Source organism: Proteus sp. G2675, assembly GCF_963886535.1.
Classification (GTDB): Bacteria; Pseudomonadota; Gammaproteobacteria; order Enterobacterales; family Enterobacteriaceae; genus Proteus; species Proteus mirabilis.
This window is the reverse complement of the sequence record NZ_CAWPCB010000037.1, coordinates 211,314-222,487: the sequence shown is the minus strand read 5'-3', so window position 1 is coordinate 222,487 and position 11,174 is coordinate 211,314. Positions and strand designations below refer to the sequence as shown.

9 protein-coding genes and 4 tRNA genes are annotated in these 11,174 nt (G+C 39.1%); 8 read left to right on the top strand and 5 right to left on the bottom strand.

Translation table 11 applies throughout. The annotated features are described in order from the left end of the window. Positions 1-115 precede the first annotated feature (115 nt). The 5 genes from AACQ49_RS13180 to AACQ49_RS13160 all read left to right on the top strand — a co-directional run bounded on the left by AACQ49_RS13180 (position 116) and on the right by AACQ49_RS13160 (position 1,826). A tRNA-Arg gene (locus tag AACQ49_RS13180) sits at positions 116-192 on the top strand. Positions 193-255: 63 nt separating this feature from the next. Continuing rightward, positions 256-331, top strand: a tRNA-His gene (locus tag AACQ49_RS13175). 22 nt (positions 332-353) lie between these two features. Further along, positions 354-440: transfer RNA gene (locus AACQ49_RS13170), tRNA-Leu, on the top strand. A 27-nt stretch (positions 441-467) separates the two neighbouring features. After that, positions 468-544, top strand: a tRNA-Pro gene (locus AACQ49_RS13165). A 964-nt stretch (positions 545-1,508) separates the two neighbouring features. Continuing rightward, on the top strand, positions 1,509-1,826 hold the full coding sequence (locus tag AACQ49_RS13160; RefSeq protein ID WP_004246335.1) for a hypothetical protein: 318 nt from the start codon (positions 1,509-1,511) through the stop codon (positions 1,824-1,826). 62 nt (positions 1,827-1,888) lie between these two features. Here the strand turns inward: AACQ49_RS13160 and hemY are convergent, their stop codons facing one another. Genes hemY through hemC form a run of 4 tightly spaced genes read right to left on the bottom strand, consistent with a single transcriptional unit; the run spans position 1,889 to position 6,069 of the window. Continuing rightward, complete coding sequence (gene hemY / locus AACQ49_RS13155) at positions 1,889-3,118, bottom strand: protoheme IX biogenesis protein HemY (RefSeq protein WP_004246334.1); 1,230 nt, start codon at positions 3,116-3,118, stop codon at positions 1,889-1,891. Between the two features lie 4 nt (positions 3,119-3,122). Continuing rightward, positions 3,123-4,373, bottom strand: coding sequence for a uroporphyrinogen-III C-methyltransferase (hemX, locus tag AACQ49_RS13150; protein WP_004249662.1), 1,251 nt, complete (start codon positions 4,371-4,373; stop codon positions 3,123-3,125). Positions 4,374-4,393: 20 nt separating this feature from the next. After that, a complete protein-coding gene (hemD, locus tag AACQ49_RS13145) occupies positions 4,394-5,131 on the bottom strand; it encodes a uroporphyrinogen-III synthase (RefSeq protein ID WP_004246332.1) in 738 nt (245 codons plus the stop codon). Continuing rightward, entirely contained in the window at positions 5,128-6,069 is a 942-nt protein-coding gene (gene hemC, locus AACQ49_RS13140; RefSeq protein ID WP_012368705.1) for a hydroxymethylbilane synthase, read from the bottom strand. The genes hemD and hemC overlap by 4 nt, the downstream gene beginning before the upstream one ends. 987 nt (positions 6,070-7,056) lie before the next feature. Between hemC and AACQ49_RS13135 the strand changes: the two genes are divergently transcribed. Next, on the top strand, positions 7,057-9,654 hold the full coding sequence (locus tag AACQ49_RS13135) for a class I adenylate cyclase (RefSeq protein WP_004246330.1): 2,598 nt from the start codon (positions 7,057-7,059) through the stop codon (positions 9,652-9,654). Positions 9,655-9,723: 69 nt separating this feature from the next. On the opposite strand, the gene cyaY is transcribed toward AACQ49_RS13135, so the two are convergent. Beyond that, positions 9,724-10,041, bottom strand: a complete 318-nt coding sequence (cyaY, locus tag AACQ49_RS13130; protein WP_004249659.1) for an iron donor protein CyaY — start codon at positions 10,039-10,041, stop codon at positions 9,724-9,726. Positions 10,042-10,121: 80 nt separating this feature from the next. Here cyaY and lptM point away from each other — a divergent pair, with 80 nt between their 5' ends. After that, positions 10,122-10,289, top strand: a complete 168-nt coding sequence (lptM, locus tag AACQ49_RS13125; protein WP_004246328.1) for an LPS translocon maturation chaperone LptM — start codon at positions 10,122-10,124, stop codon at positions 10,287-10,289. A gap of 41 nt (positions 10,290-10,330) precedes the next feature. Next, positions 10,331-11,155 carry a diaminopimelate epimerase gene (gene dapF, locus AACQ49_RS13120; RefSeq protein WP_004246327.1) on the top strand — a complete coding sequence of 275 codons (825 nt, stop codon included), beginning with the start codon at positions 10,331-10,333 and terminating at the stop codon, positions 11,153-11,155. Positions 11,156-11,174 lie beyond the last annotated feature (19 nt).

The window sequence follows — 11,174 nt, the reverse complement described above, 5'->3', positions numbered from 1 at the left end:
AACGCTCCATTTATCGACGAAATGCACAAACTATCGTCAAACAAACTTTTTTTTTCAAAAAGCACTAGACAGACAGTGCGTAAATCCGTACTATCCTCTCCCGCAACGGCGTGAAGCGCCCGTAGCTCAGCTGGATAGAGCGCTGCCCTCCGGAGGCAGAGGTCTCAGGTTCGAATCCTGTCGGGCGCGCCATTAAAGCGTGCTAAGAGTTACGGTGAAGAGCGTTGTTGTAGAAGTAGTAAGATAGCTGTTATGGTGGCTATAGCTCAGTTGGTAGAGCCCTGGATTGTGATTCCAGTTGTCGTGGGTTCGAGTCCCATTAGCCACCCCATCTTATCTTAGTTTTTGTTTATGCGAGGGTGGCGGAATTGGTAGACGCGCTAGCTTCAGGTGTTAGTGTCCTAACGGACGTGGGGGTTCAAGTCCCCCCCTTCGCACCATAAACAAGATAAGAGCAGTCATTCAGACGGCGAGTAGCGCAGCCTGGTAGCGCAACTGGTTTGGGACCAGTGGGTCGGAGGTTCGAATCCTCTCTCGCCGACCAATAAGAAAAAGCCTCGATATATATCGAGGCTTTTTTGCATTTATTATCAAGCTATTGACAGCAATATTGTCTTATTTCATTTATATTGTTGTATCTTCCTTCTGTCCTTTCTCTTTTGTCCTTTTGCTACTGTCCTAAACACAATAGACCGTTTATCTATGATTCATGATTAAAGCAGGTTGTTGGCTCTTTTAGTTTAAAAAGGGAGATCATTAGGCTATTTGTTTACAGGGCAGTGTAAGTATATTAGTTAAAGATTATTAATAATTTGTATTACCGCCTGATTTTATACTACATAAAAAGAGCATCATGAGAAAGTTAAATGATTTATGTAACCGTATGAATTTAAATGAAATATTTTTTATTGTCGGTAAAAAACAACACATGGCAAATTTGATGTCGCTAAAAGGTGACATATAACTCAATGATTTTTATATATTATATACTGGTGTTAGCTTAACTGTCGTGAAACAGAGACGAGTTGGCAAATTTATTTTTTCTTTTTTATTTAACAATAGCCTGATAAAAATACGCTCTCTGATCTTTTATATTTTAAATACGCCATACAGGCGAAGGCGCCTAAAAAATTCAATTAGTTAGTTTTATACTGTTTGAGAATTAATTTTTTATTGGCGGAAAATAAAAGTTGGCACGCTAAATGCATTACTTATCCTGTAGATGCTCATTCCACTCCTTATGACAGCATATGTCTTCATAAACCTAGGAATGATGCAGAGCCGATTATCGGTGCCTACGTCCACGTTATCGATGAAACACCATTCATCACCAACAGGACGAAACGTTGAGTGAGGCACCATCCGTCTGTAGACCTGATTGTATATTTTATGCACCTGTATTTTTTAATACGGGTGTTTTTTTGTCTGTTTTTTATCTCATCCCTTTTGAATTGATAACACTATCACGCTATTATCCAGCGCAAGGGTAAATAGGGGGTAGCATCACGATGATAAATAACCAAAAAGCGTATCTTGCGCAAGAAAGGCTCTTTTTGATAGATAAGTTTGGCCCATTATTGTTTTTTTTGATCCCGCTGATCATGCTGATTATCGGTGGAAAATCATGGGCGAAGTATGTCGCTTTTCTGTGTCAGGGGATCGCACTGATTTATATCGTGGTGTTTTACCAAGCAAGAAAATATTATTTGTCATTTACACACCAAAATAATAAAGGGATACCTTATCGTTTTTATCGTATCGCTTGGGTCTATTTATTTTTAATTTTGTGTCTTGAAGTAGTACTACTGGTTCAACACGCTTTTTAAAAGTAATAAAAAACCCTCAATTTTGTGTTTGAGGGTTTTGGTCAATAAATGAAATGATGTATTTATTGCAGTGCTTTATTTGTTTTAGGCTCGTCAAAAATAACAGAGTCTTTTTTTAACGTCATTAATAGCGCATCTTTGCGTACTTTGGCTGACTCAACTGATTTATTCTGTTTATCTAGCACATCAGCCAACCACGCAAAATCATGAACATCTGGACGCTGTTTTAATGCATTGCGAAATGCTGTTTCTGCTTGTGCCCATTGCCCTTGTTGCATGGCAATTTGACCGACGGTGCTATTGAGTAATGGTGTCGGACCATGTTGTTTAATTAGTGAGTTAAGCACTTTTAAAATTGAGTCTGGATCGCTGTTTTTTAAGCGCGGTAATAATAAGATCAGGCGTTCATCATAGTGACGTTTGATCCCATCTAAAATGATCGTCTGCGCAGTTTGCGGATCGTTGCACTCAATAAGGTGTTCTGCTAATACAAATCGTAGTCCATTATCATGTTGGATCTTACGAGGCTGTGCCTTCCACCAATTTTTCAGTCCATCACAACCATTTTCGGACATCTTCTGTCCCATCAGCCCAATATAGGCTTGTTGACGTAATTGCTCTAATTCATCATCTGTATGTAGGGCTATTTTCTGCATTGAAGGGATGATATCAAGTAGTGCTTGCCAAGCTTCTGTACGTATATACGCAGTTTCTGCTAAGCGTAATACTTCCGGATGACGAGGTACTTGATTGAGTAATTCATCGACCCCAGTACGAGCAGCATGGTTTTCATTTTGCGCCAGTAAAATGCGCACTCGGGTAATATCAACGGGTAACTGATTGGTATCAGCAAGTTCAGAAGCACGCTCCAGATGTTGCTGTACTCTAAACTCATCACCCCGTTGTTGTGCTGCTTCTGCTGCTAGTAAATAGTTTACTACAGGTTGTTCCGCATAATCGGCATTGCGGCTCATCAGTTTTTCTACTTGTTTGAAATCACCTTCCGCAAGTTTCATTAATGCTAACCGTGTTTGTTTACGTGCTCGGCTGCGTTTGCGCAAAGAGAACCAACTATAGGCTTTAGAGCCTGTACCAATAAAACGACGATAACACCAGCCAAGCAAGAGCAATATCAGTTGCAGTAGGACAAACATGATCACAAGACTGGTAACGCTAGTTTCAATATCCCAATTATCGGTTTGTATAAAGACATAACCTTGATGACCCGCTAATACAGGGCCGAAGATTATCCCAGCAATCAATACCACAAACAGGAGTAAGATCTTGAACATAAATTTATTCTCCTTGTGGTGCTACGGTTGTTGATGTCGTTGTTCCTGATGTTGCACTATCTTGTGCTGCATCAACCGCATAAGGGGCTTGTGTAGCTTCGGCATCTTTGGCTTCAACCGCTTCTGGCTGTGATGTCTCGTTTTGGGTCAGCAAATTACGGATCTGCTTTTCTACTCGTTTTTCTAACAGAGAGAGGCTTTTTAATTCTGCTGGCATTGCGAGAGTAATAGGCTGCTTTTCAAGCTCATTAATACTGTCTAAGAAAGCCGTTGTATTCGGATCGGTGGTATCAAAATAGGCGCGTACCCAAGTAGATACCGCTTCTAATGATTGTTGATAAATCTCTGTTTGATGGCGAGGTACCGCTTGAGAAGCAATTAATAAACGAGAGCGGATATTTTCTCGCAGATAAATATCTTGGTTTGGGGCTAATAGTGGAATAGCGGTACTGTCTCGACGACGGATAGTAATAAAGTCATCCATAAAGCTTTTCCAGCTTTTACTGAGGTTTTGCTTCCAGTCAGAAAGCGAGCCTGAAATGGCTTCATCATTTTTATCCATCGGTGAGCCATCACGCTCAAACCCAGATAAGCGTAGGTTATCAACCTGATTAGCTAACTGATTTAATTGTAAAATAGTACCATCATTATCAATTTTGCTCAGTGCGGCTAAGTTGCCAATATCTTCATTAATGGCACGGCGGATGGCCAATAAGCTTGGGTCATTCATTTCTGCTAAGCTACTATCTGCACCTTTTAATAAACTTACCGCTGTGACGACATCTTGGTCATTCCATAATTTGCGGCCCGCCATTTTTACCATAAAATCAGCTTGCGCTAATAGCCAGCTCTTTACATCTGCACTTGAGATAGCAGCAAATTGCGTTTGTAAATTTTGGATTTGACGCTCAGTAACTTGGCGTTCATTTTGCAGTTTATCAATAGTGAGTTTTTGTGAGTTAAACTGACTGTCAATATTGTCAAAACGTTGTTGATAAGTATCTTGCAATTGTTGTAATTGTGCCAATTGTGATTTTAGCGATTGGTTTTCTGTACTTAGTTTAGTCGCTTGTTGAGTGGTGTAATAATAAAGACCACCACCGATTGCCAGAATAACGAGGATCGCAACGGCACTCCCTATCAAACCTGAACGCTTATTGTTTACAGGTTTTACTTCTTGATAGCGGATATCGTCATCAGCCTTTGATGTACCATTCTGCAAGTCATTTTCATTCGTATTTTTCTGTTCCGTCATATCGGCGTCTCATTTAAGTTCTATATTAATGCATGAAATAAAGCATCATTATTGGCACTTTCAGCAACGGTTATTTTTTTAAAGCCTAATGTGCTAGCTATTGTTGCTAATCGTTTACTGACCACCACTAAATGACTGTCTAACAGCCATGCTTTTTCAGATCCAGCGACTAGATAAAAGAGTTGTTGCAACATTTCGCCACTGGTGACCACAAAGGTATCCACTTGGGCATTTTTCCACTTTAGCGCAAACTCTTCAGATACATAATCAATAAATAGACGCTGATAACATTCACATTCATCAACAATTGCACCGCGTTGACGTAATGTTGTGGCAAGTAGTTCGCGACCACCATTGCCTCTTAGTAGTAGTACTCGCTTGTTTTCTATTTGTTGAAGTGAAGACAAGGCCAGTAGGTCTTCACTGGTTTCTCCAAATTCTGGATAACGTATAGAATGTCCTGTTAATTGCTGAAACTCTTCTGCGGTGCTTTGACCTATTCCATAATAGAATAGCGTATCTGGCCATGATTGTTGTAATTGATTTAGTTGCCAGTTTGCGTACCACACCGCATTTTTAGAAAGTAAAAAAAGGTAATCACCCGTACTTAGCTTATTTAATTTGTTTTCTAATATGGAAAGCTCTTTACCCGCGGCTATTTCTATTAAAGGTGCATGAAAAGCATGCTTTCCCGCATCAATTAAGCGTTGCGTAAGTTGTTCTCCTGCTGGGCTAGGACGAGTGATTAAAATACTCATATCGCTGTATTACCTTGATATACAGCGGTTAAAATCTCTCTAGCTCCTTTATCTAGTAGCTCTTCGGCAAGAGAAATACCAGCTTGCTCTGCATCTTCAGGTGATACTAAGCGTTCGCCACGTAAAATAGTTTCCCCATCAGGGGAGCCAACTAATGCTCGTAGCCAAATTTTGCCGTTTTGCCAAATTGCATAACTACCAATAGGTACTTGGCAACCCCCCTCAAGGCGAGTGTTCATCGCGCGTTCTGCTTTTACACAAGTTGCAGTATCTGCGTGGTTAAGGGCGGCTAATAAGGCTTGAGTATCATGATCATCTAAGCGACACTCAATGCCAACGGCACCTTGTCCTACCGCAGGAAGAGATTGTTCCGCAGACAAAGAAGAACGAATACGCTCAGTTAATTTAAGACGTTTTAAGCCCGCGACAGCAAGAATAATAGCATCATAGTCGCCATTATCGAGTTTACTTAAACGGGTTCCTACATTACCGCGTAAATCACGAATAATTAAATCGGGGCGCAGTGCTTTTAATTGGCATTGGCGGCGTAGGCTTGAGGTACCAACGACACTTCCGGCTGGCAGTTGTTCTAATGAATCATAATGATTAGAGACAAAGGCATCACGGGGATCTTCTCGCTCACAAATCGTCACCAATCCCAGACCTTCAGGAAAATCAATGGGGACATCTTTCATTGAATGTACGGCAATATCTGCACGAGAGCTGAGTAGTGCTAGTTCTAGCTCTTTGACAAATAACCCTTTACCACCCACTTTCGCTAATGGGGTATCTAAGATGATGTCGCCTTTCGTGACCATCGGTACTAATTCAACGACTAAGCTCGGATGAGCGATTTGTAGTTGTTCTTTAACATAAAGCGCTTGCCACATAGCAAGAGGGCTTTGGCGTGTAGCAATACGGATGGTACTTTTTGACATAATATTATTATCTCTTCCGAGCGAGTTAGCATAATTTCTGTTTATAAATAAGGCTTTGTTTTAACACTTTAAGGTTCATTTTTCCAGTTAAGGCGTGGTGTGGTAAGGAAACAATGAAACATAAAGAGGTTTTAAATCAATATTAGTGAGGTAAAAAATAAAAAAAGGGAATTACAAATAGTAAAAATCGTTATTTTTATCTTTTTACTGTTTTATATCTATATAAAAAGTGTGGTTATTTACAACATTTAAACATTAAATTAATTTATTTAACAATAGTGAGAGGAGAGAAAGGAGAGACTTACAGAATTTTCTGAACACATTGATAAAACAACCATTATTTTAAGGTGACCCTTTTCTATCTATTTTTTCTATAATATAAAACCACCCAAAAAATTAACAAAAATATTAATTAATAAAAAAGAAATAAAATAATTAAATAAATAATGAAAATTTAAATTTTATTTAAATAGACAATGATGAAGTTTGAATATGTCTTTAATTAATTTTATTGTTTATATTGTTATTATTTACTTATTTTTATAGATAATTCATAAAAAGAAGCAATACTATATATAGTTATTATATATCAATGGGTTATGTTTATTATTATTTTTTTACTCTTTTTTAGGTAAAGGTAAGTATTTTTTTCAACTTGTTATCACAAGGTAACTCGTCGATTTTAGCTGTTTTATGGCCGATCAACACTTTTTTCTATATGTTTTCTCTATAAGTAAAATAGACTATCTCTATGATATAAAAGTCATTATTTGCTCTGCTTTATACGATTAAGCGACTAAAAAAGCAATTTAGATCTTGGTGCTATATTTTGAGATCCTCTTTACGCCTTGCTTGCAAGGTGTTAAATTGATCACGTTTCCGAGATTTTGTTAGTAAAGTTTTATCTATTAATAATTGAATAATTAAAGCTCGGTAATTTATAAACTCAGATTCTACTATTTTCTTAGTATTGTTCAGGCGAAACTCTTGTATCTTTATATTGAAACACTGAAGCAACGGCTGGATGCGATTAATCAACTCAGGCTGGAACGTGCATTTGCATCGATGAGTGATGTGTTTAAACAGGTGTATGGTTTAATTCCTGTTTTACTGCATTACCACCACCCTCAGTTGCCAGGCTATATTCAAGGAAATGTCCCTCATGGTACATGTTTCTTTGAACCTGATGACGTGCAACGTCAATGGGTCAATAAGCTGACTAATGCATCATGTGATGAGCCAATGAATGGATACACCAGCGGAGAGTTACCTATTACGGGTATCTATTCGATGGGAAGTACTTCCTCGATTGGGCAAAGTCACTGCTCCGATATTGATATTTGGGTCTGTCACCAATCTTGGCTGGACCAAGATGAGCGTGCACGTTTACAACGTAAATGTTTACTGATCGAACAATGGGCGGGAGAATTAGGTATTGATGTTACTTTTTTCTTAATTGATGAGAACCGCTTCCGTCATCATGCAAGTGGTAGCTTAGGTGGGGAAGATTGCGGCTCAACTCAGCATATCCTGTTACTTGATGAGTTCTACCGTACAGCGGTTCGCCTTGCAGGTAAACGTTTGTTATGGACGATGGTACCAGTAGAAGAAGAGTACCATTACGATGAATATGTTAATTCACTCTATGCCCAAGGTGTATTAACGCCCAATGAATGGCTTGATTTAGGTGGACTGGGTGAGCTTTCTGCCGAAGAGTATTTTGGTGCAAGCCTGTGGCAACTCTATAAGAGTGTTGATTCACCTTATAAAGCCGTATTAAAAAGTATTTTATTGGAAGCCTATTCCGCGGATTACCCTAATGGCAAATTGTTGGCATTAGAAATGAAACAGCATCTTCATCGTGGTGAAATCGTAAATTACGGTTTAGATGCATATTGTATGATGCTTGAGCGTGTAACCCGCTATTTAGTTTCGATTAATGATTTAACCCGCCTTGATTTAATCCGTCGCTGTTTCTACCTGAAAGTTTGTGAAAAACTATCTAATGAAAAAAATGAGAATGAACCTGCAGGTTGGCGACGCCAAGTATTATCTCAGTTAGTCACGCAGTGGCAGTGGGATCACGAACGTTTGGCGATATTAGATAATCGTGATAGCTGGAAAATAGAGCGCGTTCGTAACGCACATAATGAATTATTAGATACGATGATGCAAAGCTATCGTAATCTTATTCGTTTTGCGCGCCGTAATAACTTAAGTGTCAGTGCTAGTCCACAAGATATTGGTGTATTAACACGTAAGCTTTATGCCGCTTTTGAAGCGCTACCGGGTAAAGTAACCCTGGTTAATCCACAGATTTCTCCTGATTTATCCGAGCCTCATTTAACCTTTATCTATGTGCCACCGGGACGCGCTAATCGTAGTGGTTGGTATCTTTATAATCGGGCTCCTGATTTTGCACATATTGTTGGTCATCAACCGTTAGAATATAACCGTTACTTAAATAAATTAGTGGCTTGGTCTTATTTTAATGGCTTACTTACTAAAGATTCACAGGTTTATATTCATCAAGGTGACTCCTCTTGTGATGAAATTAAACTTCATGAATTAGTGCGGGATATCTCGAGTCATTTTCCTATTCGTTTACCTGCCCCGACGCCTAAAGCACTGTATAGCCCTTGTGAAATTAGGCATTTAGCCATTATTGTCAATTTAGAAGTCGACCCAACAGAGCGTTTTTCTGATCAAGTAGTGCATTTTGATTTTAGAAAGTTGGATGTATTTAGCTTTGGCGAGGAAGAGCAATGCTTAATTGGTAGTATCGATTTACTCTATCGTAACTCTTGGAATGAAGTGAGAACGCTGCATTTTAATGGTACGCAATCGATGTTGGAATCGTTAAAAACTATTTTAGGTAAAATGCACCAAGATGCGGCCCCACCTGCATCGGTTGAAGTTTTTTGTTATAGCCAGCATCTACGTGGTTTAATTCGTACCCGTGTTCAACAGTTAGTCTCAGAATGTATTGAATTGCGTTTATCAACCAATAGATTAGAGCCAGGGCGTTTTAAAGCATTACGTATTGCAGGGCAAACATGGGGATTGTTCTTTGAACGTCTTAATGTTTCTGTACAAAAGTTGGAGAATGCCATTGAATTTTATGGTGCTATTTCATACAACAAATTGCATGGATTACCCGTTAAATTAGGCAAAGATGCCCGTTATCTGCCCGCTGTGATTGATGGTTTTGCTTGTGAAGGGATTATTCAGTTCTTCTTTGAAACAACAGAGGATAATAATGTCTTTAATATCTATATCTTAGATGAAGCTAATCGAGTGGAGATTTATTCTCACTGCGAAGGTAGTAAAGAAGAGCTAGTAAAAGATGTCAGCCGTTTTTACTCTTCATCTCATGATCGCTTTACTTATGGCTCAAGCTTTATCAACTTCAATTTGCCACAGTTTTATCAAATCGTGAAAGTGGATGGAGCAACGCAAGTACTGCCTTTTGCTGGGGGATCGTTTGGTAAGCTAAGTGATCTAGGTAAAACAGCGCCAAAAGAAGAGATGAGTACTAAGCCTATTCAAGGATTTAATGACTATCAGGCTGTACATCATCACTGATCATCGACACGGCAAAACCGATAGAGAAGTGATGGGGACTTTCCAGCACCCATCACTTAGTTGTTTGTGTTAAAAAGAAAATGCTTCACCACTTTGTTCGCTGATTGCTTGAGCCAACATGGTTAAAAATTCCCCGCCACTACGATCGCAAACCCACTGTGTACCTTTCCAATCAAAATGATAACCGCCAGAACGCGTTGCTAACCATACTTGATGAAAGGCTTCCTGACGATTAATGATAATTTTACTATGATTTTCAAAGGTTAATGTCATTACGCCACCATTGATTTCACAATCAATATCCGCATCACCTTCATAATTATCAATGGTTTGTTCTATTTCTGACATCAATTCGTCAGCTAATTGGTGAAATTCACTATCGTTCATCTTCATTTTCCTATTTGCTTTTCGAGATCTAACTGCGATTATAGAGGATATTAACCAAATTAATGATAGGCAGATTTCGAATGAAAACGTATTTACGTTGCACCCTTGCTATAATAACACTGATTTCTCTTTCTGGTTGTGGCTTGAAAGGCCCTCTCTATTTCCCGCCTGAAGATACTCAGGCAAATATGACTCAGTCATCCCAGCCAACCCAGCAAGTTGAGACTTCCTCAACACAAAACAATTAGTCAATATTAGAAACGGGACACCCGTTTCAGGCAGGGTTAAGATGCAATTTTCAAAAATGCATGGGTTAGGCAATGACTTTATGGTTGTTGATGCTGTTACCCAAAATGTTTATTTTTCACCAGAATTAATTTGCCGGTTAGCCAATCGACATACTGGTGTTGGGTTTGATCAACTGTTAGTAGTTGAAGCACCTTATGATCCTGAATTGGACTTTCATTACCGCATTTTTAATGCTGATGGGAGTGAAGTCGCACAATGTGGCAATGGTGCTCGCTGTTTTGCTCGATTTGTAAGACTAAAAGGGCTTACAAATAAAAGAGAAATAAAAGTCAGTACCCAGTCTGGCAGAATGACCTTACATGTTATGGATAATGAAGATGTTTGTGTCAATATGGGAGAGCCAGAGTTTGAACCACAAAAAGTACCGTTTCGTGCTCAAAAAGTAGAAAAAACCTATATTATCAGAGCGATGGAACGAACGGTTCTATGTGGTGTGGTGTCAATGGGAAATCCGCACTGTGTGATCCAAGTGGAAGATATCAAAACTGCGGAAGTTGAGTCATTGGGCTCAGTATTGGAACAACACGAACGCTTTCCAGAGCGCGCCAATATTGGTTTTATGCAGGTGGTTGATAGAAATACATTGCATTTACGGGTATTTGAACGTGGTGCTGGAGAAACTCAAGCTTGTGGAAGTGGTGCCTGTGCCGCTGTCGCGGTGGGGATCTCCCAAGGTTTATTAGATAGAAAAGTGAAAGTTAATTTACCGGGTGGATCATTATCAATTGAATGGAAAGGTACAGGAAACCCACTTTATATGACAGGACCTGCTGTGCATATTTATGATGGAACAATCCAGCTATAATATTATTTTTGAGAGGTGC

What these genes read in the sequence shown, in the direction of transcription:
- AACQ49_RS13160 (WP_004246335.1), top strand. Translation starts at nt 1,509, where the DNA reads ATGATAAATAACCAAAAAGCGTATCTTGCGCAAGAAAGGCTCTTTTTG.
- hemY (WP_004246334.1), bottom strand. Translation starts at nt 3,118, where the DNA reads ATGTTCAAGATCTTACTCCTGTTTGTGGTATTGATTGCTGGGATAATC.
- hemX (WP_004249662.1), bottom strand. Translation starts at nt 4,373, where the DNA reads ATGACGGAACAGAAAAATACGAATGAAAATGACTTGCAGAATGGTACA.
- hemD (WP_004246332.1), bottom strand. Translation starts at nt 5,131, where the DNA reads ATGAGTATTTTAATCACTCGTCCTAGCCCAGCAGGAGAACAACTTACG.
- hemC (WP_012368705.1), bottom strand. Translation starts at nt 6,069, where the DNA reads ATGTCAAAAAGTACCATCCGTATTGCTACACGCCAAAGCCCTCTTGCT.
- cyaY (WP_004249659.1), bottom strand. Translation starts at nt 10,041, where the DNA reads ATGAACGATAGTGAATTTCACCAATTAGCTGACGAATTGATGTCAGAA.
- lptM (WP_004246328.1), top strand. Translation starts at nt 10,122, where the DNA reads ATGAAAACGTATTTACGTTGCACCCTTGCTATAATAACACTGATTTCT.
- dapF (WP_004246327.1), top strand. Translation starts at nt 10,331, where the DNA reads ATGCAATTTTCAAAAATGCATGGGTTAGGCAATGACTTTATGGTTGTT.